The following is a 22,847-nucleotide window of genomic DNA, read 5'->3' on the forward strand; positions in this document are numbered from 1 at the left end:
AGTAAAGGAGCATTTCTGTGACGGAAACGACGCCCGACGACGTCTTCAAACTCGTCAAGGACGAGAACGTCGAGTTTGTCGACGTCCGGTTCTGTGACTTGCCAGGCATCATGCAGCACTTCACGATTCCGGTTTCGTTTTTCGATGAGAGCGTCTTCGAGGACGGGCTGGCCTTCGACGGCTCGTCGATTCGCGGATTCCAGTCCATCCACGAATCCGACATGCTGCTCCTGCCCGACCCCGCGACGGCGCGGATCGACCTGTTCACCGCACACAAGACGCTGAACCTGAACTTCTTCGTGCACGACCCGTTCACCCTCGAGCCCTACTCGCGTGACCCGCGCAACATCGCCCGCAAGGCGGAGAACTACCTGATCAGCACCGGCGTCGCCGACACCGCCTACTTCGGCGCCGAGGCCGAGTTCTACATCTTCGACTCGGTGAGCTTCGACTCGCGCACCAACGGCTCCTTCTACGAGGTCGACGCGATCTCCGGCTGGTGGAACACCGGCGAGCCGACCGAGAACGACGGCACCCCCAACCGCGGCTACAAGGTGCGCCCCAAGGGTGGGTACTTCCCGGTCGCACCCGTCGACCACTACGTCGACCTGCGCGCCGACATGCTGTCGAATCTCATCAAATCCGGCTTCAGCCTGGAGAAGGGCCACCACGAGGTGGGCTCCGGCGGGCAGGCCGAGATCAACTACAAGTTCAACACGCTGCTGCACGCCGCCGACGACATGCAGCTGTACAAGTACATCGTCAAGAACACGGCGTGGCAGAACGGCAAGACCGTCACGTTCATGCCCAAGCCGCTGTTCGGCGACAACGGCTCCGGCATGCACACCCACCAGTCGCTGTGGAAGGACGGCAGCCCGCTGATGTACGACGAGACCGGCTACGCCGGCCTGTCGGACACCGCCCGCCATTACATCGGCGGCCTGTTGCACCACGCCCCGTCGCTGCTGGCCTTCACCAACCCGACCGTGAACTCCTACAAGCGACTCGTCCCGGGTTACGAGGCGCCGATCAACCTGGTCTACAGCCAGCGCAACCGTTCGGCCTGTGTCCGCATCCCGATCACCGGCAGCAACCCGAAGGCCAAGCGGCTCGAGTTCCGTTGCCCCGACTCGTCGGGCAACCCGTACCTGGCGTTCTCGGCGATGCTGATGGCCGGGCTGGACGGCATCAAGAACAAGATCGAGCCGCAGGCCCCGGTCGACAAGGACCTGTACGAGTTGCCGCCGGAGGAGGCCGCCAACATCCCGCAGGCGCCCACCCAGCTGTCCGCGGTGATCGACCGGCTGGAAGAGGACCACGAATACCTCACTGAGGGAGGCGTTTTCACGTCCGACCTGATCGAGACGTGGATCAGCTTCAAGCGCGAGAACGAGATCCTGCCGGTGCAGATCCGGCCGCACCCGTACGAGTTCGCGCTCTACTACGACGTGTAAGTCGCCAAACGAAACCACCCGCGTGGCAGCCGCCGCGCGGGTGGTTTCGTTATTGCCGACGGCCAGGCCGGTGCTATCGGTCGTGGAGGATGAAACAGCCTGGCAGCGCATGGGTCTCGTACATCCGTCTAGCCGGGGGCACGGTGTTCGTCGAAGCCGAAAGTTAAGATGGAAAGTCTTGCGGCCGCAACGCATGGGGGGCTAGCTTCTAGCCCATGATGATGGTTTCCGCAGGAACAATGGTCGGTGGCGGTGCTGGCGGGGGCCGCTTTGGCGGCGGTGCCGGTGGCGGCCGCTTCGGTGGCGGTGCCGGCGGGGGCCGCGTAAGCGGAGGCGGTGCCGGTGGCGGCCGCTTCGGCGGCGGTGCCGGCGGGGGCCGCTAACCGATCACACGATCGGGCTGGGCGGCTCGTCGGGATCGGCTGGGCCGGCCAGGTCGAGTTGCATCCACGCGACGTCGTGCCAGCGGCCGTGTTTCCATTCGACGCGCCGATGGAGGCCGGCGTCCTGGAACCCGAGTGATCGGTGAAAACCGATGCTGGCCTCGTTCGGTTGGGTGATGCCGGCGAAAGCTCTCCGGTAGCCGCGCTCCGCGAGCCGCCCCAACAGTCGGGTATAGAGCTGGCGACCGCCGCCGGTGCGGTGATACTCGAGGCCGACATAGATTCCGGTCTCGACCGACCACTGGAAGCTGGGCAGGCGCCTCAGCGCATGGCCGTAGGCGAAACCCACAACCTGACCCTCGCGTTCGAGGACGAGCCATTCGTGCGCATCGGCGATGCGGGTGGCCATCTCCCCTACGCTCGGGACTTCGATCTCCCAACTGATGGTGGTGTCCTCGACATACGGCCGATAGATCGACAGGCATGCCGCGGCATCCTGTGCGGACGCCGGGCGCACCCGGCCGATGTTCCCAGGCATGCCCGGCATTCTTCCAGGCTTACAAAGGGTTTCGTTGGCCCGCGCTCACATACGCCGAAACATAAACTACGGCGAAGCTCTGCGGCGTGTCTTCGCCGTAGGTTATGTGTCGCGGCGAGAAGGCGCGGAAGGCGAGCACTAGCCGTCGAGCGCCAGGTCCTTGCGGAAGCGCTGCATGCCGTCGATCTTGTCGGCCAACGAAGCGTCCGGACCGGCGTAGAACATCCACGGCATGGTGATGATGCCCGTGATGCCGGCGTCGGCGGCGCGTTGGTAGTCGGCGGTGGTGAAGGCGTCGGTCAGCGGCGTCAGGACTGTGAAATCGTCCATCGACAAACCATTTTCGGCGCGCAACTCGCGCAGCCGGCCCACGGCCTCGATGGCACGTTCGGTCTTGATCAGATCGCCGATCCAGCCGTCGTTGCGGGCGGCGCGGCGCAGCGCAATGTCGCTGAGCCCGCCGACGTACACGGGTATCGGCGGCGGCGTCGGCTCCATTTCCAGTCGCGGGGTCTGATAGAACGTGCCCTCGAACTCCGTCCAGCCTGGCCGCCACAGCGCCCGCATCAAGTCGATGATCTCGTCGGTCCGTTTCCCGCGGGCCTCGAACCGCTCGCCCATCAATGCGAATTCCTCACGGCACCAGCCGACGCCGATGCCGAGCTCCACCCGGCCCGACGCCAGGACCGCCGCCGTGCCAATGGCTTTGGCGGCCGAATAGGGATTGCGCATCGCGGGGATATAGACGGTGTTGACGAACCGTAGCCGCGTGGTGACCTGAGCCAAAGCGCCGATGAGGACCCACGGATCGGGCCAGTCGGTGAAGGGCTGCCAGCGCCGCCGCCCGTCCTTGGTGTACGGGTACGGGGTGTCCAGTGTCTCCAGGTTGACGACGTGGTCGGGAATCCCGATGCCGTCGTAGCCGAGTTCGTCGGCGGCCTTGGCGAGCTCGATGATCTCCCGGGTGTTCAGGAAGGCGCTGCTGATGTAGAACTTCATTCGGCTTCCCGCGCCCACGCCGGCTCGATGAAGACGCCCTCGGCCTCAACGGTGACCCCGGCGGCGTCCGAAATCGTCCCGCGCGCAAACACTTTGCGGCCCTCCTTGCGGTCGACCCATGCCTCGCAACGAAGCGGGCCCAGCGGGGTGCCGCGCAGGTACTTCACGGTGATGGTTCCGGTGAAACGCGCCTTGGACAGCCCCTCGCTGGCCGCCTCGCCGAGCATGTGGTCGAGCACCAGGGCGCTGACGCCACCGTGCACCAGTTTGGGCGGGCCCTCGTACGCCGACCCGAGGACGAACTCGCTCCAGCAGCGGCCGCCGCCGTCGTGGTGGACGACGATCGGCGGCGCGATCGGGTTGCACACACCGATCGCGGCGTTGCCCAGCGGCAGAGGCCGGCCGTTGACGCGGTAACTCACCCCGACCGGCCGGGTCCGTTGCCGCAACGACTCGGTCACGGCCTCGATCGCGGATCGCGCCTGGGCGACGACCTCGTCGTCGACCTCGGTGCGGATGGTGGCGTCGACGAGTTCGCGCACGGCGTCGGCCAACGGCGCGTAGAGGGCTGTCACTCGATCAGCCTCCGCCGCGTCGAGCACCTCGAATATGGCGTCCAACGCGCCGGCCTCCTGACTCAACTGCCAAACACCTTCCGAACCACGGCTTTTGCCCGCCGCGTCACCCGTAGATAGTTGTCCAAGAACTCCCCGCCGTCGTCGGTCGGCCAGCCCGCCGCCACCGCGACCGCGTTGAGCTGGCGTCCCGGCCCCGGCAGCTGATCGGTCGGCTTGCCGCGGACCAGCACCAGCGCGTTGCGGGCCCGGGTGGCGGTCAGCCACGCCTGCCGCAGCAGATCTACCTCATCGGCGGGCACCAGCTTGGCCGCAGCGATCGCATCAAGGCATTCCAGTGTCGAGGTGTTGTGCAGGGCGGGAATCTCATGCGCGTGCCGCAGTTGCATCAGCTGCACGGTCCATTCGATGTCGGCCAGGCCCCCGCGGCCCAGCTTGGTGTGGGTGTTGGGGTCCGCGCCGCGGGGCAACCGTTCGGACTCGACGCGGGCCTTGATGCGGCGAATCTCCCGCACCATCTCGGCGGACACCCCGTCGGGCGGATAACGTGTCTTGTCGGCCATCAACAAGAACCGCTCGCCCAGGTCCGCGTCGCCGGCAACCGCGTGCGCGCGCAACAGGGCCTGAATCTCCCACGGCTGCGCCCACTGCTCGTAATAGGCGGCGTAGGCACCCAGCGTGCGCACCAGCGGACCACTGCGGCCCTCCGGGCGCAGGTTGGCGTCGACCTCCAGCGGCGGGTCCACGCTGGGAGTGCCCAGCAGCGTCCGCACCTGCTCGGCGACGGTCGTCGACCACCGGATCGCCGAAGACTCCTCGACGCCGTGGGCCGGCTCGCACACGAACATCACGTCGGCATCGGACCCGTAGCCCAGCTCGGCGCCGCCCAGCCTGCCCATGCCGATCACCGCGATGGCCGCCGGCGCCTTGCCGTCCTTGGGGAGGCTGGCACGGATCATCACGTCCAGCGCCGCCTGCAGCACAGCCACCCACACCGAGGTGAGCCCCCGGCACACCTCGGTGACCTCGAAGAAGCCGAGCAGATCGGCCGAGCCGATGCGGGCCAGCTCGCGGCGGCGCAGGGTGCGGGCGGCCGCAATCGCGCGCATCGCGTCGGGATGGCGGCTGGCTGAGGCGATCAGTGCCCGGGCCACCGTGGCGGAGTCCGTCTCGAGCAGCTTGGGGCCGGCCGCACCGTCGCTGTAGTCCTCGATCACCCGGGGCGCGCGCATCAGCAGGTCCGGCACGTAGGCGGAGGTGCCCAGCACGTGCATCAGCCGCTTGGCCACCGCGGGCTTGTCGCGCAGCGTGGCCAGATACCACGTCTCCCCGGCCAGCGCCTCAGACAGGCGGCGGTAGGCCAACAGCCCGCCGTCGGGATCGGGGGCGTACGACATCCAGTTCAGCAGCCGGGGCAACAGCACCGACTGCACGCGACCACGCCGGCCGCTCTGGTTGACCAACGCCGACATGTGCGCCAACGCCGTCTGCGGCCCCTCGTAGCCGAGCGCGGCCAGCTGCCGTTCTGCGGCCTCCGCCGTCATGCCGTGCCCGATCTCCAGGCCGGCCGGGCCGATCGACTCCAGCAGCGGCTGGTAGAAGAGCTTGGCGTGCAGCTGCGACACCCTCAGGTTCTGGTGCCGCAGCTCCTCGCGCAGCACGCCCGCTGCGTCGTTCCGTCCGTCGGGCCGGATATGCGCGGCGCGCGCCAGCCAGCGCACCGCCTCCTCATCGTCGGGCTCCGGCAACAGGTGGGTGCGCTTGAGCCGCTGCAGCTGTAGCCGGTGCTCGAGCAGCCGGAGGAACTCGTAGGAGGCGGTCAGGTTCGCCGCGTCCTCGCGCCCGATGTAACCGCCCCGACCCAACGCGTCCAGCGCGTCCACCGTGGACGCCACGTGCAGCGACTCGTCGCTGCGGCCGTGCACCAGCTGCAGCAGCTGCACCGCGAACTCCACGTCCCGCAGCCCGCCGCTGCCGAGTTTGATCTCGCGGCCACGCACGTCGGCGGGCACCAGCTGCTCGACCCGGCGGCGCATGGCCTGCACCTCGACGACGAAATCCTCGCGCTCGCAGGCGACCCACACCATCGGCATCAACGCGGTCAGGTAACGCTCGGCGAGCTCCTGATCACCCACGGTCGCGCGGGCTTTCAGCAACGCCTGGAACTCCCAGGTCTTCGCCCAGCGCTGGTAGTAGGCGATGTGCGATTCGACGGTGCGCACCAGCTCACCGCTGCGGCCCTCCGGGCGCAGCCCGGCGTCGACCTGGAAGAAGGCCTCCGATGCGACCCGCATCATCTCGCCGGCCAGCCGGGTGGCGAGTGCGTCGGCGCGCTCACTCACGAAGATGACGTCGACGTCGCTGACGTAGTTCAGTTCGCGGGCACCGCATTTGCCCATCGCGATGACCGCCAGCCGCGGCGGCGTGCGGTCGCCGCACACGCTGGCCTCGGCCACCCGCATCGCGGCGGCCAGCGCGGCGTCCGCCAAGTCCGACAGGTGAGCGCCCACCAACGTGAACGGCAGCACCGGTTCGTCTTCCACCGTCGCGGCCAGATCGAGCGCGGCCAGTACCAGCAGCCGGTCGCGGTACAAGTTCTGTAGGCGGGACACTACCGAACCGGGCGCGTCCAACGCCTCGTCGACACATTCGGTGAACGCCGCGCGCAGCTCGTCGTGTGTGGGTAGCTTGGCCTTGCCGCGCAACAGTTTCCACGACTCGGGATGGACGGCCAGGTGATCCCCGAGGGTCAGCGACGAGCCGAGCACGGCGAACAACCGCCCGCGCAAGGGGCGTTCGGTGAGCAGCGCGGCGTTGAGCTCGTCCCAGCCGGTGTCGGGGTTCTCCGCCAGCCGGATCAGGGCGCGCAACGCGGCATCGGGGTCGGGTGCGCGCGACAGCGACCACAGCAGGTCGACGTGGGCTTGGTCGTCGTGGTCGTACCAACCCAGCTGCGCCAGGCGATCGCCCGCCGGAGGATCGACCAACCCAAGCCGGCCCACGCTGGGCAGCCGGGGGCGCTGCGTCGCGGGTTTGGTCACGCCCACGACGGTATCGCAACCCCCCTGCGTTGCAGGGGCAAGGCGGGCGCCCTGTTGACGCCGACGCCGGCTACAGCGACAGGTAGGTGCTCAGCTCGTACTGCGTGACATGGCTGCGGTAGTTGGCCCACTCCGTGCGCTTGTTGCGCAGGAAGAAGTCAAAAACGTGCTCTCCCAAGGTTTCCGCAACCAGTTCGGAGGCCTCCATGGCCTTGAGCGCGCTGTCGAGGCTCGTCGGCAGCTCGCGATACCCCATCGCGATCCGCTCCTCGGGGGTCAGGTCCCACACGTTGTCTTCGGCCTGCGGCCCCAGCACGTAGCCCTTCTCCACCCCGCGCAGCCCGGCGGCCAGCAACACGGCGAAAGTCAGGTAGGGGTTGCAGGCCGAGTCGGGGCTGCGCACCTCGATGCGCCGCGACGACGTCTTGTGCGGGGTGTACATCGGCACCCGCACCAGCGCCGACCGGTTGGCCGCACCCCACGACGCGGCCGTGGGTGCCTCACCGCCGACCACCAGCCGCTTGTAGGAGTTGACCCATTGATTGGTGACCGCGCTGATCTCGGAGGCGTGCTCGAGGATCCCGGCGATGAACGACTTGCCCACGTCGGACAGCTGCAGCGGGTCGTCGGGGCTGTGGAAAGCGTTGACGTCACCCTCGAACAGGCTCATGTGGGTGTGCATCGCCGAGCCGGGGTGTTGCCCGAACGGCTTGGGCATGAAGGACGCACGGGCGCCGTTCTCGATCGCGACCTCCTTGATGACGTAGCGGAACGTCATCACGTTGTCGGCCATCGACAGCGCGTCGGCGAAGCGCAGGTCGATCTCCTGCTGGCCGGGCGCGCCCTCGTGGTGGCTGAACTCCACCGAGATGCCCATGAACTCCAGCGCCTCGATCGCGTGGCGGCGGAAGTTCGAAGCGGAGTCGTGCACCGCTTGGTCGAAGTAGCCGGCGTTGTCGACCGGGACGGGCACCGACCCGTCGTCCGGACCCGGCTTCAACAGGAAGAATTCGATTTCGGGGTGGACGTAGCAGGAGAACCCGAGGTCGTTGGCCTTCTGCAGCTGGCGGCGCAGCACGTGCCGCGGGTCCGCCCAGGACGGCGAGCCGTCAGGCATGGTGATGTCGCAGAACATCCGCGCCGAGTGGTGGTGGCCGCCGGAAGCCCACGGCAGCACCTGGAACGTCGACGGGTCGGGGTTGGCCACGGTGTCGGATTCCGAGACCCGCGAGAAGCCCTCGATCGAGGATCCGTCGAAGCCGATGCCCTCTTCGAAGGCGCCTTCGAGTTCGGCCGGGGCGATGGCGACTGATTTGAGGAATCCGAGCACATCGGTGAACCACAACCGAACGAAGCGGATATCCCGTTCCTCCAGCGTGCGGAGGACGAATTCCTTCTGACGATCCATAACCGAAACAGTAGGCAACAGCTGTTAATTCTGTGTTACCGACGCGCGATCGGAAAAATTGCGAACATTGCAAACAGGCTGCTCAGTGCGGTCAGGACTTGCACCGGTAGGACGGGGGCGGCAACGTGCCCGCGACGAGATAACGCATGACGGCGGCGTCCACACACTGGTCCCCGTTGAACACCGCGGTGTGCTGCGTCCCGTCGTAGGTGATCAGCGGGCCGCCCAGCTGGCGGGCCAGATTGACCCCGGCCTGGTACGGGGTGGCCGGATCGTGCGTGGTGGAGACCACGATGACCTTGCCCGGCGCCGCGGGCGACGCGGCGTGCGGCGTCGACGTCGCCGGGACCGGCCACAGCGCACACAGATCGCGGGGGGCGCTTCCGGTGAACTGCCCGTAGCTGAGGAACGGGGCCGCCTGGCGGATGCGCTGATCGGCGGAGACCCAGCTCGCCGAATCTTTCGGGCTGGGCGCGTCGACGCACCGGATCGCGTTGAAGGCGTCCTGATCGTTGGTGTAGTGCCCGCCCCGGCCACGGCCCTCGTAGTCGTCGGCGAGCAGCAGCAGGTCGCCCGCGTCGGTGCCGCGCTGCAGCCCGAGGAGGCCGCTGGTCAGATACTTCCAGTGCGCCGGGGTGTAAAGCGCGTTGATGGTGCCGGTAGTCGCGTCGGCGTAGCCCAGGCCGCGCGGGTCCGACGTGCGGCCCGGCTTGGCGACCAACGGGTCGACCAGCGCGTGGTAGCGGTTGATGAATTGGGCGGGGTCGGTGCCCAGCGGGCAACCCGGCGAGCGGGCGCAGTCGGCGGCGTAGTCGTTGAAAGCGGTTTGGAATCCCGCCATCTGCTGGACGTTCTCGTCGACCGGGCCGACAATCGGGTCGATCGCCCCGTCCAGCACCATCGTCCGGACGTGGGCACCGAACTTCTCCAGGTACGCGGTGCCCAGCTCGGTGCCGTAGCTGTAGCCGAGGTAGTTGATCTGGTCGTCGCCCAGCGCCTGGCGGACCATGTCCATGTCGCGGGCCACGGACGCCGTGCCGACGTTGGCCAGAAACCCGGTCCCCATCCGGGTCAGGCACTGCTGGGCCACCTGCTGGTAGAGCTGTTCGATGTGCGCCACGCCCGCCGGGCTGTAGTCGACCATCGGCTCACGCCGGTAGGCGTCGAACTCGGCATCCGAGCGGCAGCGCAGTGCCGGGGTCGAGTGGCCCACCCCCCGCGGGTCGAAGCCGACCAGGTCGAAGTTCTGTCTGATGGGGGTGCCTTCCAGATCCGATGCCATCCCGGCCACCATGTCGACCGCGGATCCGCCGGGACCGCCCGGATTGACCAGCAGCGCGCCGATCCGTTGGCCGGTGGCCGGCACGCGGATCACCGCCAGCTTCGCCTGCCCCCCTCCCGGGTTGTCGTAGTCGACCGGGACGGAGACGGTGGTGCACTGCGCGGTGGGGACATCGTTTGTGTCCGTGGCGAATTGACCGCAACTCCCCCACGTCTGCGGCGTCGCGACCGACGGCCTCGGGGCCGGGGTCTGCCCCGCGCCGGGTTCCGGGGTGGCGCCGGCCACCGGCGGTCCCACCGCCGATTGCCCGACCAACAGCCCGAATGACAGCAGCGCCGAGCTCAACGGTCCCAGGCGCGACATGGCTGTCATCGTGTCAGCTTCGGGTACCCGAAGCGGCGCGAAACGGTTACGCCTTGGTCTCGTCTGCGGCCCTCACCGAGCGTGCACCCAACGCGAAAGATCGGCCAAAGTCTCGCCGTCAGTGCACGTTCGGCGCTAACACTTCGCGCCGCTGGGCGGCGTGGCGCCGCCGACCAGATACGCCGTGACGTAGTTGTCGATGCAACCGTCGCCCTGGAACACCACCGTGTGCTGGGTTCCGTCGTAGGTGAGCAGCGAACTGCGCAGCTGGTTGGCCAGATCGACCCCGGCCTTGTAGGGGGTCGCCGGATCGTGGGTGGTCGACACCACCACAGTCGGCGCCAGGCCGGGCGCGGAGATGGTGTGCGGCTTGCTGGTTGGCGGAACGGGCCAGAACGCGCAGGTGCCCAGGGGGGCGTCGCCGGTGAACTTGCCGTAGCTCATGAACGGCGCGATCTCCCGCGAGCGGAGGTCTTCGTCAATCACCTTGGCCCGGTCGGTGATCGCCGGCTGATCGACGCAGTTGATCGCCACCCGCGCGTCGGTGGCGTTGGTGTAGTGACCGTGCGCGTCGCGGCGCATGTACATGTCGGCCAGGGCGAGCAGGGTGTCGCCGCGGTGGTCGACCAGTTCGGTCAGCCCGTCGGTGAGGTGACGCCACAACGTCGGCGAGTACAGCGCCATGATCGTGCCGACGATGGCATCGCTATAACTCAGTCCCCGTGGGTCGTTGGTGGGGACCGGCCTGCCGACCATCGTGTTGTTGGGGTCGACCATCGGGTCGATCAGGCTGTGGTAGACGTCGACCGCCTTGGCCGGGTCGGTGCCCAGCGGGCAGGTCGGTTGCTTCGCGCACTGAGTGGCGAAGTCGTTGAACGCATCCTGAAAACCCTTCGCCTGGCGCAGGTCTGCTTCGATGGGGTCGGCGTTGGGGTCGACGGCGCCGTCGAGGATCATCGCCCGCACCTTGTCGGGGTAGGCCTCGGCGTAGGCGGAGCCGATCCGAGTGCCGTAGGAATAGCCGAGGTAGGTCAGCTTGTCGTCGCCCAGCGCCGCGCGGATCGCGTCCAGGTCCCTGGCGACGTTGACCGTCCCGACGTTGGCCAGAAAGTTCTTGCCCATCTTGCCGACGCAGCGTCCGACGAACTCCTTGGTTTCGTCCTCGATGTGGGCCACGCCGGCCGGGCTGTAGTCCACGTTCGGTTCCGTGCGCAGCCGGTCGTTGTCGGCATCGGAGTTGCACCAGACGGACGGCCGCGACGATCCCACCCCACGGGGGTCGAAGCCCACCAGGTCGAACCGTTCCCGGACACGCTTCGGCAGCGACTGAACGACCCCCAGGGCGGCTTCGATACCGGATTCGCCGGGCCCACCGGGGTTGATCACCAACGAACCGATCTTGTCCCCGGTCGCGGGGAAGCGAATCATCGCCAGCGTCGCCACGTCGCCGTCGAGGTGGTCGTAGTCGACCGGCACCGCCAGCTTGCCGCACAGCGCCCCGGCGGGAATCTTGACCTTCGGGTTCGCCGTCCGGCAAGGTGTCCACTCCACCGCCTGTCCGAGCTTCGGCTCGGCCAGGACGGCGCGTCCGCCGACTACGCGCACACAGCCCGCGAGAAGGAGCGCCACGACAGCGACCGTTGTCCAAACCAGCAGCGTGCGCGCGACCTTGTCACCGCGAGACAGACCCATGCCAACATATGCTGCCAGAGGAAAGCTGAGATCCTCGTGAGCGGCACCACCGGCCGGCTACGGGTGGCCGGCGGTGATGCCGAGCATGGTATGTCTCACATCACACGGACGGTGCAACTGCGCAAGAGAGATGGCAGAATGGCACCGTCAGACGAACCCGGGGACCGTATCCGGCCACGAGGATCGAACCGACCACCACTAGGGACAACGATGTCTGAGCAGAATGTTTATGGTGCAGGCACCTCTGAGCACGCACAGCCGCTCACCAAAATCCGCACCCACCACCTGCAGAAGATGAAGGCCGAAGGGCACAAGTGGGCCATGCTCACGGCCTACGACTATTCGACCGCCCGCATTTTCGACGAGGCCGGCATTCCGGTCTTGCTGGTGGGCGACTCGGCCGCCAATGTCGTGTACGGCTACGACACCACGGTGCCGGTCTCGATCGACGAGATGATTCCGTTGGTCCGCGGCGTGGTCCGCGGTGCCCGTCACGCCCTGGTCGTCGCGGACCTGCCGTTCGGCAGCTACGAGGCGGGCCCGGCCGCGGCCCTGGCATCGGCCACCCGGTTCATGAAGGAGGGCGGCGCACACGCCGTCAAGCTCGAGGGCGGCGAGCGGGTTGCCGAGCAGATCGCCTGCCTGACCGCGGCGGGCATCCCCGTGATGGCGCACATCGGGTTCACGCCGCAGAGCGTGAACAGTTTGGGCGGCTTCCGGGTGCAGGGCCGCGGTGACGGAGCGGAACAGACCGTCGCCGACGCGATCGCCGTCGCCGAAGCCGGAGCGTTCTCCGTCGTCATGGAGATGGTGCCGGCCGAACTGGCCACCCAGATCACCGGCAAGCTGACCATCCCGACCATCGGGATCGGAGCCGGCCCAAACTGCGACGGCCAGGTCCTGGTCTGGCAGGACATGGCCGGTGTCAGCAGCGGCAAGGCCGCCCGCTTCGTCAAGCGGTTCGCCGACATCGGCGGGGAATTGCGCCGGGCCGCAATGCAATATGCGCAGGAGGTTGCCGAGGGGGCCTTCCCCGCGGACGAGCACTGCTTCTGACCTCCGCGGCCCGGCCGACTCCTGCCTCGGATCGCCCAAAAGCGAAACTTGTTGTGTGGCAGGCGGGTACGATTGCTCTTAGATAGAGTCTCGACTCCGAGAGCAAGGGTGAACACATCGACCGGGGGATTCCTGGTGACTTCGTGCACCGTCGAACGGTGCTGAAGATACCGCTGTTACTGGCAGGAGGCACTGCACTGGCCCGAGCACCTCGCGCGGCCGCCCAACCCGCGCCTGGCACCTCGCCACAGGCAAGCCGCTGGTCTCCTGAGCGCGCCAATCGGTGGTATCAGGCGCAGGGCTGGCCGGTCGGGGCGAACTACATCACGTCGAACGCGATCAACCAGCTGGAGATGTTTCAGCCCGAGACGTTCGACCCGCGACGCATCGACACCGAACTGGGCTGGGCCCGGGCCAACGGACTCAACGCGGTGCGGGTCTTCCTGCACGATCTGCTGTGGGCGCAGGACTATCGGGGATTCCAAGCCCGCCTCGCCCAGTTCGTCGACATCGCGGCCCGCAACGACATCAAGCCACTGTTCGTCCTGTTCGACTCCTGTTGGGATCCGCGCCCGGAAGCCGGGCCGCAGCGCGCGCCGACGCCCGGCGTGCACAACTCCGGCTGGGTGCAAAGCCCCGGTGCGCAACGCCTCGGTGACCGCGGCTACATCCAGACCCTGCGCGGCTACGTCACCGCAGTGCTGACCCAATTCCGCACCGACGACCGCGTTTTGGGCTGGGACCTGTGGAACGAGCCCGACAATCCGTCGAAGTACTACCGCTCCGTCGAGCGGGACGACAAGCTGGACCTGGTCGCCGACCTGCTCCCACAGGTGTTCGGCTGGGCGCGTTCGGTCGATCCGTGTCAACCGTTGACGAGCGGTGTCTGGGACGGCGAGTGGGCCGACCCCGGACGGCGCAGCGTGATCAGCGGCATTCAGCTGGACAACTCCGACGTGATCACGTTCCACTCCTATGCCGGGCCGGCGGAGTTCGAGAGTCGCATCGCCGAGCTCGGACCCCAAGGGCGCCCGATCCTGTGCACCGAATACATGGCCCGGCCGTTGGGCAGCACCGTCCAGGGTGTGCTGCCTATTGCGAAGCGCTACAACGTCGGCGCGTTCAACTGGGGGCTGGTCGCCGGGAAAACCCAGACATTCTTTCCCTGGGACTCATGGGAGCACCCGTACCCCACCATGCCCGCTGAGTGGTTCCACGACCTGCTCGCGCCGGACGGACGGCCGTTCCGTGATCCCGAGATTCAGACGATCCGCGAGCTGGGTGGCCTGGCCATGCATCTCCGCGAAGAGCCGCCGCCCGGCTGAGCTACTGACACCGACGCTGGAAATCGGTCAGCGGTTGGCGGATGCCCTCCAGATCGGCGTGCGTCTGTGGGTTGGCATCCATGTACTGCTTGAGCTGATCCCGGGCATCGCTGCGGGACTGGCCCTTCAGACTGGTGAAGTAGGCGTTCACGTCCGGATGGGTGAACAGGTACGCCGACGTCGCCGCGGCAACACCCGCCGATACCTGGGCGAGGTCGGCCGCCGTGCAATTGGGCGCCGACGAAGGCGCCGGGTCCGGCTCCGGCACATCCGTTCCCCAATCCGCACCGGCCGAGCCGGCGCCCGTGAAAAGCATTGCCACACTGGCCGCGCCGGCCGCGATTCCGCCGGCAATTGCTCGACTTGTGCCGCGGGCAAAAGACACCATGGAACGCTCCTTCATCTCCGCATCCGAAAAGACGAGCGATTACCCGTACCGCAAACCATAAGCGGTTTTCGGGCAACGCATGCGCCATTCCGGCGGGGAACAATTGCGTGGCCGCCGCCGACAAATCCGACCGCCACCGGCAGCGGCGTCGATATACTCCAATTCTCTGTCCGCCCACCGCGATGGGTCGAAGCGTTCACGGTGGCAGGAAGGAGTTCTTCAGATGAATGCGCGCCGCTGGATCGCGTTGGCGTTGGCGGGAATGGCCTCGGTTCCCGGAATCCTTGTTGTCACCCGCTCCGCCGACCGGGCGGAGGCGACCGTTTGCGTGGGCGGGGGCCGGCGCATCTCGGTGAGCGGATGCACCGACATCGGCGACACCATCGCCCGCTACGTCCCGCCGCCGGCCGCCTATGCGCCGCTGCCGGAAGACAGCACGCCTCCTCCCCCGCCGTAGCGCCGGGGCCGGGAACGGCCACGCCGGACAGCGGCCATCGCCGCCATTCGCGTAACCGCGGTGTGGCAGGCTATGGGAGCCCAGCACCACCCGTTCACGACGTTCAAGGCCGCGGCGACGCGCCCTCAACGGAGCCGAAAATGCCTGCAAAAGCGCCGCAGACCTCGCGCCATCGCGAGGTGGAGCGCAAGTTTGACGTTGGCGAGTCCACCGTGTCCCCTTCGTTCGAAGGCATTGCCGCGGTGGCGCACGTCGACAAGTCGCCGACTCAGACACTGGACGCGACGTACTTCGACACTCCGGCACAGGACCTGGCCCGCAACAAGATCACGCTGCGCCGCCGTACCGGGGGCTCCGACGCGGGGTGGCACCTGAAGCTGCCGGCCGGGCCCGAAGTCCGCACCGAGGTCCGGGCACCGCTGGACGCGTCCGGCCCCGACACCGTGCCGGAGGAGTTGGTGGAAGTCGTGCTGGCGATCGTCCGCGACCGCCCCCTCGAACCGGTCGCGCGCATCACCACCCAGCGCGAAAGCCAGGTGTTGTACGCCGCTGACGGAACGCCGCTGGCGGAGTTCAGCAACGACCACGTCACCGCATGGTCGGCCCGTGCTTCCGAGGACGCCGATTTGGAGCCCACCCAACAAGAGTGGCGCGAGTGGGAACTCGAACTCATCGAAACCAGCGGGGCGTCCAACGGGGCCCCGGACACCGACCTGTTGAACCGGTTGGGTAACCGGCTGCTGGACGCCGGCGCCGCACCCGCCGGTCATGCCTCCAAGCTGGCGCGGGTGCTCGGCACCACGCCGCAGCCCAACGGCCCGCAGGCCGACGAACACCCGCTGCAGCGCGCGGTGGTCGAGCAGATTGGCGAACTCTTGGTGTGGGATCGCGCCGTGCGGGCCGATGCCTTCGATTCCATTCACCAGATGCGGGTCACCACCCGCAAGCTACGCAGCCTGCTGCGCGACTACCAGGAATCGTTCGGATTACCGGACGACGGGTGGGTTCTCGACGAACTGCGCGAGCTGGCCGGTATCCTTGGCATCGCGCGCGACGCCGAGGTCCTGGCGGAGCGTTACGAGCGTGAATTAGACGGGCTGACACAGGATTTGGTGCGCGGTCCGGTGCACGAGCGTCTGGTCGGGGGCGCCCAGCGCCGCTACCAGACCGGGCTGCGCCGGTCGCTGATCGCCATGCGGTCGCAGCGCTACTTCCGGCTGCTCGACGCCCTCGATGCGATAGCGGCGCAACCACCCGGCATCGCCGCGGGCGAAGACCACGCACCGGTCACCATCGAAGCCGCCTACAAGAAGGTCCGCAAGGCCGCCAAAGCTGCCGCCCAGGTTGACCGCGACCACCCAGATGACGAACACCAGCGCGACGACGCGATCCACCGGATCCGCAAGCGGGCCAAGCGACTTCGCTACACCGCGGCGGCCACCGGCGCGGACAAGGTGTCCGAGCAGGCGAAGGCCGTCCAGTCGCTGCTCGGTGACCACCAGGACAGCGTGGTCAGCCGCGAACACCTGCGCCACGAATCCGAGGCCGCGTATGCCGCCGGCGAGGACACCTTCACCTACGGCCTGCTGTACCAGCAGGAGGCCGACTTGGCCGAGCGGTGCACTCAGCAGCTCGACGACGCGTTGCGCAGACTCGCCAAGGCGGTGCACAAGGCCGGGCACTGAGCGGGGCGGACGAGTTGGCCTGTAAGCCGGATTCTGTTCCGCACACCTCCGGCGCGGCCGGAGATGCGCAGCGGCGACCATCCATCTGGACACTCCGTTGCCGGGTGCCTCAAGCGGCCTACCCGCAGGCTCGGGCGAGCAGCCCTCGAACGCCTGCGCGGCCGCACTTGCGGTGCGGCCTACTTGGCCTTGCTTCGGGTGGGGTTTGCCTAGCCATCCCGGTCACCCGGAATGCTGGTGCGCTCTTACCGCACCGTTTCACCCTTACCACCGCGAGGGTGGCGGTTGTTTTCTGTGGCACTTTCCCGCGAGTCACCTCGGATTGCCGTTAGCAATCACCCTGCTCTGTGAAGTCCGGACTTTCCTCGAACCGCCTTGCGACGGTCCGCGGCCGCCCGGCCAACTCGTCCGCGACGATCCACGGTACTACCTGCGCGATCCCAGGGCCAGCAACTATCGCTGGACGGGGCCCGGGGCGGCCCTATCGTGGACCTCGCAGACAGGCATACGGAAGGACGCAGATGTCCCGGTGGAAGAAGCGCGTCGACTCCGGCGACTGGGACGACATCGCCGCCACGCTCGACGAGTACGGCGGGGCGCTGCTGCCCGGGCTCATCACCACCAGCGAAGCGGCCCGGCTCCGCAAGCTCTACAGCGACGACGGCCTGTTCCGCTCGACCATCGACATGGCGCCCAGGCGCTACGGCGCCGGACAGTATCGCTACTTCCACGCGCCCTATCCCGAACCGATCGAAGAGCTCAAACAAGCGCTGTATCCCCGGCTGTTGCCGATAGCCCGCGACTGGTGGGGCAAGTTGGGCCGCGCTGCGCCCTGGCCGGACAGTCTCGACGATTGGCTGGCAACCTGCCACGCGGCCGGCCAGACCAGGTCCACCGCGCTGATGCTCAAGTACGGCGCGGGCGACTGGAACGCGCTGCATCGAGACCTGTACGGGGATTTGGTCTTTCCGCTACAGGTGGTGATCAACCTGAGCCAACCCGACACCGACTACACCGGCGGCGAATTCCTGCTCGTCGAACAGCGGGCGCGCGCACAATCCCGTGGCACCGCAACGCAATTGCCACAGGGGCACGGGTTCGTGTTCACCACGCGGGAGCGGCCGGTCACCTCGAGCCGGGGCTGGTCCGCGGGACCGGTTCGCCACGGTGTGTCGGTCGTGCGCTCCGGCGAACGCTATGCCATGGGACTGATCTTTCACGACGCCGCCTGAGGGTTATCCGGCCCGCCGCACGTCGATTGGGCGACCGCTTAGCATTGACCATTGCCCAGCGGGGATGTTGGTGCCAGTCTGACCAGATGACAGAAACCGAAGGGTTCGTCGACCAGACGGTGACGGGTCTCGCGGAGCCGCAACCGATGTACAAGGCGTTGCGCGAATCGAGCCCGGTGTTCCGGTCGCCCCAGGCGGTCGTTCTCAGCCGCCTGGCCGACATCGAGATGGCACTCAAGCACACCGAATTGTTCTCGTCGAACATGGACGCGGTCGATCTGGGCAACGTGCGGCCCCTGATCCCCCTGCAGATCGACCCGCCCGAGCACGCGAAGTACCGCCGCATCCTGGACCCGCTGTTCACCCCGCGGGAGATGGCGCGGCGCGAACCCCGCGTCACCGAGCTGGTGAACGAGATGATCGACCGATTCGCCGATCGGGGCGAATGCGACTTCCACGCCGAATTCGCTGTGCCCCTGCCGTGCACCGTCTTCCTGCAATTGCTCGGGTTGCCGCTGGAGGACCTCGACAGGTTTCTGGAATGGAAGGACGGCGTGATCCGCCCGGAGGGCGACTCCGGCTTCGACCGCCGCCACGAAAGTTCCGCAGGGGTGGCGCAGCAGATCTACGACTACTTCGACCGCGCCATCGACGACCACATCGCCAGCCCCCGCGACGACGTGCTGTCGGCGATGATTGCCGCCGACATCGCCGGACAACCGCTGTCGCGCGAAGAGCTCCTCGACATCTGCTTCCTGTTCCTGATCGCCGGCCTGGATACGGTCACCGACTCGCTCGACTGCTTCTTCGTGTACCTGGCGCGCCACCCCGACCATCGTCATCAGCTGGTCGAGCAGCCCGACGTGCTGCCCAGCGCCATCGAGGAGTTGTTGCGCTGGGAGACACCGGTCCCCGGCGTCGCTCGAGTCGCCATCCAAGACGTCGAGGTGGGCGGGTGTCCCATCAGCAAGGGCGAACGGGTCAGCCCGTTACTGGGCGCGGCCAACACCGACCCGGCCGAGTTCGCCGATCCGGAGCTGGTGGACTTCACCCGCAACCCGAACCGGCACCGCGCATTTGGCGGCGGCCCGCACCGCTGCCTCGGCTCCCACCTCGCCCGCATGGAGCTGCGGGTGGCGTTGCGCGAATTCCACCGGCGCATACCGGATTACGAGATCAAGCCCGGCACCCAGCTGAGCTACACCGCCGCGCTGCGGTCGGTGGAGTCGCTGCCGCTGGTCTTTTCGGCGTCTTAGCGCTACTACGACGACCTATAGCCGGATCGGACGGTTCCCTTACGTGCAGCGCTGACCTTCCCGCACGAGGGCGGCGTTGTTCGCGGTTACGACGCTGCTCAGACCTTGACGGCCTGAGAGGCTCGGTGCTCTTCACCGGGCCTCTTTGGCATCCTGTTTCCTTCGCCTCCTCGCTCGGGAGTCGAGAAGTGTCGTAGCGGAACTTCGTCACTATCGCGCATTGAGCCTGAAATGAGGTACTCGGGTCGCGGTAACGGTGCCGGAAGGAAGTCGCGGCGGTAGGCGTCAAGTCGGTCGGCAAGCAATAGATAGTCGAAGATGTGTCGACTGAGAAACGACAGGTCGGACTTACTGAGCTGGTTAGCCTTGAACAAGGGGTAGACGAACTCAAACGCTCTGAAATAGCCCTGGCTTTCGATGTCGTTCACAAGGCAGATGACATCCGACGCGACGAATGCTGACAGGTCGAGAATATCTCGATTTACCTGGCGGGCGCGGTCCATGTGATAGTGAATCGCATCCAACATTGGGGCGTGCGCAGTAGGGCTGGCCGACGCAATCAGCATATTGGTAGGCGTTTCTGGTCCAATCTTGCTACACGTCTCTTGAACGTTCGCCAACGTATTCTCTCGATGGCTATCGAAGCCGGCCGCTTGGTGCAGCGTGCCCATGAGGCTAATCGCCTCGCCAACGACGCGTGCGATCAGCGGTTCCAGGTTCTTATAGATGTTTCGGCGATCTCGCCGCAACGGCAGCCGGACTACTAGCAGGTAAAAGATGAACGCTTCCACGTAGCCGTTGGCGAGGTGGAAAAGAACACTGCCGAGTCGCTCACCACCTGGGAAGACTTCGGGAATGTTGGCGAGCAACACATGCTGAGCAATGCAGTAGGACAGGGCAACGCACGCCAGCGCCCAGAGCGATCGGTTGAGCCTGCGTTCGAATGGGCTGAGATAGCTGAACTGAGTTGCTCGTTGCCAGCGGCGTTTGAGTCCATCACTCATGTGGTGATTATTGCCCAGATACGCCCCCACGGGCCGAACTTTCGCTGGCTTCCTCTCGACGGCGACTGAGTGAGTGGTTGGCGTAGATGGATTCGGTGTTGGCCGGAGGCACGCCTACGCCATGTCCCCCGTACCCCACTAATTCATCGACATCCGAACCTGACTCAAGCGGGCCTGGCAGACTGTGCCCATGGCACAGATAACCTTGAATGGAAACCCGATCAACACTGTGGGCGAGCTGCCTGCCATCGGATCTGAAGCCCCGGCCTTCAACTTGATCGGCTCCGACCTGTGGGTGATCAGTACCGAGCAGTTTCGCGGCAAGCCCTTGGTGCTGAACATTTTCCCGTCCGTCGATATCGCGATTTGCGCGACGACCGTGCGGACCTTCAACGAGCGCGCCGCGGGAACCGGTGTGTCCGTGGTGTGCGTGTCAAAAGACCTGCCGTTCGCATTTCAACGATTCTGCAGCGCCGAAGGCATCGACAACGTCAAGACAGCTTCGGCGTTCCGTGACAGCTTCGGCGAGGACTACGGCGTCACGATCGCCGACGGTCCGATGGCGGGGCTCCTTGCCCGGGCCGTCGTGGTGGTTAGCGCCGACGGCAATGTCGCATACACGGAATTGGTGCCAGAAATCGAGCAGGAGCCTAACTACGACACTGCGCTGGCCGTGCTGAGCTGAGCGGTTCTGAGCGGGCGCCGCCCGGCGGGTACCCGCGCAAACGGCCGCCAATAGACCGGGCCATCTCCGGGACAACCTCGTGCGCCATTCGCGAACTAAGCTTAGGATGCGTCTGCCGTGACCCGCGCCGGCGACGATGCAGAGGCGGGGCGATGAGAAGGAGCGGCGCTAATGACTGAGGTCGTCGTCGACGCCGACCGTTGCACTGGGCACGGGCGCTGCTACACCCTGGCGCCCGACGTCTTCGACGCCGACGAGGTGGGCCACTCCGTCGTGCTCGTCGCCGAGGTCTCCGGTGAACTCGAGGCGCAAGCCGTCACCGCCGAGAAAAACTGCCCCGAAGGCGCAATCTCTCTATCCCGTTGAAGCAGACCAGGATCACCCGGGCATCGCACGGATGCCGGTGCGAGGATTCGCCTGCACCGCAAAGTGTTAGCCGTCAACAACTCCGGACGCGAGTACAGTAGCTCCGGTGGCCGTCGCGCCGTCGAACGAACGGATGATCGCCGGGGTCGCCGCCGCGGCCGTCGCGCTCGGGGTGGCCCAGCTGGTGGGCATCCCGTTCGGTGCGCGGGCCGATGCACGTGCCGCGATCGGCTCAGCGGTCGTCGACCTGACACCGGGCCCCGTCAAAGAGTGGGCGATTCAGACCCTGGGCTCTCTGGACAAACTCTTCGTAGCCGTAGCGGTGCTGGTGGTGATCGCTGCGATCGCTGCAATCGCCGGAACCCTCGAGACTCAGCGCCGCCCGGTCGGCAGCGCCGCGATCGCCGCGGCGGGCGCGCTCGGATGCGTCGCGGTGCTGTCGCGGCAGGGCGCGACAGCACTCGACACGATCCCCACCGTCGCAGGCACGGCCTGCGGCGTGGCGGCCCTACGCTGGCTCACCCGTCGGTTCTGGCGCAGCCCGACAGACCGCAAAGATGGAGCCGATCACGACGAACCGGATGCCGGCAGGCGCAGGTTGGTCGCGCTCGGACTGCTCGGATTCGGAGTAGTGAGCGGCGTGGCCGGTGCGGTCATCACGCGGCTGGTGCATTCGGTGGCCGCCGACCGCAACAGCTTCACGCTTCCCCGACCGCGCACATTGGCGCCCCCAATACCAGCCGATGTGCAACCGAAGGGCGTTGCGCTACCGAGCTTTGTCACCCCCAGCGCCGACTTCTACCGGGTGGACACCGCGCTCACTGTTCCCCAACTCAGCCACGGCGACTGGCGGCTGCGCATCCACGGCATGGTGGAGCGCGAAGCTACTTACAGCTTCGCCGACCTCGCCGGTTTTGACGTGGTCGAGAAGGTGGCGACGCTAACCTGCGTATCGAATCCCGTTGGTGGCGATCTCATTTCGACCGGAGTCTGGACCGGCTACCGGGTGGCCGATCTGCTGGCGGCGGCCGGCGTGCACCCGGACGCCGACATGTTGCTCTCGACGTCGATCGACGGGTTCACCGCCGGCACGCCGGTGGATGCGCTCACCGATGGCCGCGACGCGCTCCTGGCGGTCGCCCTCAACGGTCAGCCCCTGCCGATCGAGCATGGCTACCCGGCCCGGTTGGTCGTGCCCGGGCTCTATGGGTACGTGTCGGCCACCAAGTGGGTCGTCGAGATCGAGCTGACCCGCTTCGACAAAGCAGAGGCGTACTGGACGCGGCAGGGCTGGGCACCGCGTGCACCCATCAAGACCGAGTCGCGGATCGACGTGCCGAAAGGTGGTCAGCAGGTGCCGATGGGCCCCGTGGTGTTCGGCGGTGTCGCGTGGGCGCAGAATCGTGGCGTGCGGGCCGTGGAAGTCCGCATCGACGGCGGCGGGTGGCAGCCCGCCGAACAGGGCGCGAGCTATTCCAACGAGACCTGGCGGCTGTGGAGCTTTCCCTGGCAGGCGAACAGCCCTGGGAAGCACACCATCACCGTGCGCGCCACCGACAACACCGGAGCCACTCAGACCGCGGATCGGGTCCCTCCCGTCCCCGACGGCGCCACCGGCTGGCACACGGTGGACTTCACCGTGGCGGGGGCGTGAGGCA

General features: G+C 67.1%; 19 protein-coding genes and 1 other RNA gene. 10 read left to right on the top strand and 10 right to left on the bottom strand.

The annotated features are described in order from the left end of the window. The first annotated feature begins 17 nt into the window (after positions 1–17). Entirely contained in the window at positions 18–1,454 is a 1,437-nt protein-coding gene (gene glnA, locus AWC17_RS11895; RefSeq protein ID WP_046186057.1) for a type I glutamate--ammonia ligase, read from the top strand. Positions 1,455–1,841: 387 nt separating this feature from the next. On the opposite strand, the gene AWC17_RS11905 is transcribed toward glnA, so the two are convergent. From AWC17_RS11905 to AWC17_RS11935, 7 genes are all read right to left on the bottom strand, one after another. Continuing rightward, entirely contained in the window at positions 1,842–2,375 is a 534-nt protein-coding gene (locus AWC17_RS11905) for a GNAT family N-acetyltransferase (RefSeq protein ID WP_046183403.1), read from the bottom strand. 138 nt (positions 2,376–2,513) lie between these two features. After that, complete coding sequence (locus tag AWC17_RS11910; protein ID WP_046183402.1) at positions 2,514–3,374, bottom strand: TIGR03619 family F420-dependent LLM class oxidoreductase; 861 nt, start codon at positions 3,372–3,374, stop codon at positions 2,514–2,516. Further along, positions 3,371–4,015, bottom strand: a complete 645-nt coding sequence (locus tag AWC17_RS11915) for a PaaI family thioesterase (protein WP_046183401.1) — start codon at positions 4,013–4,015, stop codon at positions 3,371–3,373. The genes AWC17_RS11910 and AWC17_RS11915 overlap by 4 nt, the downstream gene beginning before the upstream one ends. Continuing rightward, the gene (locus AWC17_RS11920) at positions 4,012–6,996 is read right to left on the bottom strand and encodes a bifunctional [glutamine synthetase] adenylyltransferase/[glutamine synthetase]-adenylyl-L-tyrosine phosphorylase (RefSeq protein WP_046183400.1); all 2,985 of its coding nucleotides are present in this window, start codon (positions 6,994–6,996) and stop codon (positions 4,012–4,014) included. The genes AWC17_RS11915 and AWC17_RS11920 overlap by 4 nt, the downstream gene beginning before the upstream one ends. Before the next feature lie 64 nt (positions 6,997–7,060). Then, a complete protein-coding gene (locus AWC17_RS11925; RefSeq protein ID WP_046183399.1) occupies positions 7,061–8,398 on the bottom strand; it encodes a glutamine synthetase family protein in 1,338 nt (445 codons plus the stop codon). 91 nt (positions 8,399–8,489) lie between these two features. Then, positions 8,490–10,052 carry an alpha/beta hydrolase gene (locus AWC17_RS11930; RefSeq protein WP_141224596.1) on the bottom strand — a complete coding sequence of 521 codons (1,563 nt, stop codon included), beginning with the start codon at positions 10,050–10,052 and terminating at the stop codon, positions 8,490–8,492. Between the two features lie 126 nt (positions 10,053–10,178). After that, the gene (locus tag AWC17_RS11935) at positions 10,179–11,735 is read right to left on the bottom strand and encodes an alpha/beta hydrolase (RefSeq protein WP_046183397.1); all 1,557 of its coding nucleotides are present in this window, start codon (positions 11,733–11,735) and stop codon (positions 10,179–10,181) included. Positions 11,736–11,945: 210 nt separating this feature from the next. Here AWC17_RS11935 and panB point away from each other — a divergent pair, with 210 nt between their 5' ends. Beyond that, positions 11,946–12,791 carry a 3-methyl-2-oxobutanoate hydroxymethyltransferase gene (gene panB, locus AWC17_RS11940; RefSeq protein WP_046183396.1) on the top strand — a complete coding sequence of 282 codons (846 nt, stop codon included), beginning with the start codon at positions 11,946–11,948 and terminating at the stop codon, positions 12,789–12,791. Positions 12,792–12,934: 143 nt separating this feature from the next. Continuing rightward, entirely contained in the window at positions 12,935–14,116 is a 1,182-nt protein-coding gene (locus AWC17_RS11945) for a glycoside hydrolase 5 family protein (protein ID WP_046183395.1), read from the top strand. 1 nt (position 14,117) lies between these two features. On the opposite strand, the gene AWC17_RS11950 is transcribed toward AWC17_RS11945, so the two are convergent. Next, complete coding sequence (locus tag AWC17_RS11950) at positions 14,118–14,504, bottom strand: heme-binding protein (RefSeq protein WP_046183406.1); 387 nt, start codon at positions 14,502–14,504, stop codon at positions 14,118–14,120. A 223-nt stretch (positions 14,505–14,727) separates the two neighbouring features. On the opposite strand from AWC17_RS11950, the gene AWC17_RS11955 reads away from it, so the two are divergent. Beyond that, a complete protein-coding gene (locus tag AWC17_RS11955) occupies positions 14,728–14,961 on the top strand; it encodes a hypothetical protein (protein ID WP_046183394.1) in 234 nt (77 codons plus the stop codon). Positions 14,962–15,101: 140 nt separating this feature from the next. Continuing rightward, positions 15,102–16,646 (top strand): CYTH and CHAD domain-containing protein, encoded by a 1,545-nt coding sequence (locus AWC17_RS11960; RefSeq protein ID WP_046183393.1) that lies wholly within the window; start codon positions 15,102–15,104, stop codon positions 16,644–16,646. A gap of 6 nt (positions 16,647–16,652) precedes the next feature. Here the strand turns inward: AWC17_RS11960 and rnpB are convergent. Further along, an RNA gene (gene rnpB / locus AWC17_RS11965) (RNase P RNA component class A) lies at positions 16,653–17,053 on the bottom strand. Positions 17,054–17,167: 114 nt separating this feature from the next. Between rnpB and AWC17_RS11970 the strand changes: the two genes are divergently transcribed. Together AWC17_RS11970 and AWC17_RS11975 are read left to right on the top strand one after the other, a co-directional pair. Beyond that, positions 17,168–17,878 carry a 2OG-Fe(II) oxygenase gene (locus tag AWC17_RS11970; protein WP_046183392.1) on the top strand — a complete coding sequence of 237 codons (711 nt, stop codon included), beginning with the start codon at positions 17,168–17,170 and terminating at the stop codon, positions 17,876–17,878. Between the two features lie 86 nt (positions 17,879–17,964). Next, positions 17,965–19,134, top strand: a complete 1,170-nt coding sequence (locus AWC17_RS11975) for a cytochrome P450 (protein WP_046183391.1) — start codon at positions 17,965–17,967, stop codon at positions 19,132–19,134. A 98-nt stretch (positions 19,135–19,232) separates the two neighbouring features. Here the strand turns inward: AWC17_RS11975 and AWC17_RS11980 are convergent, their stop codons facing one another. Continuing rightward, entirely contained in the window at positions 19,233–20,138 is a 906-nt protein-coding gene (locus tag AWC17_RS11980; protein WP_141224597.1) for a hypothetical protein, read from the bottom strand. 190 nt (positions 20,139–20,328) lie between these two features. Between AWC17_RS11980 and tpx the strand changes: the two genes are divergently transcribed. From tpx to AWC17_RS11995, 3 genes are all read left to right on the top strand, one after another. Beyond that, positions 20,329–20,823: a thiol peroxidase gene (gene tpx / locus AWC17_RS11985; protein ID WP_046183405.1), complete on the top strand. Its 495-nt coding sequence runs from the start codon at positions 20,329–20,331 to the stop codon at positions 20,821–20,823. Between the two features lie 171 nt (positions 20,824–20,994). Next, complete coding sequence (locus tag AWC17_RS11990; protein WP_046183389.1) at positions 20,995–21,189, top strand: ferredoxin; 195 nt, start codon at positions 20,995–20,997, stop codon at positions 21,187–21,189. 133 nt (positions 21,190–21,322) lie between these two features. After that, positions 21,323–22,843: a molybdopterin-dependent oxidoreductase gene (locus AWC17_RS11995; RefSeq protein WP_046183404.1), complete on the top strand. Its 1,521-nt coding sequence runs from the start codon at positions 21,323–21,325 to the stop codon at positions 22,841–22,843. The last annotated feature ends 4 nt before the right edge of the window (positions 22,844–22,847 follow it).

Origin of the sequence: Mycobacterium nebraskense, assembly GCF_002102255.1 — a bacterium.
In the GTDB taxonomy this organism is placed as follows: domain Bacteria; phylum Actinomycetota; class Actinomycetes; order Mycobacteriales; family Mycobacteriaceae; genus Mycobacterium; species Mycobacterium nebraskense.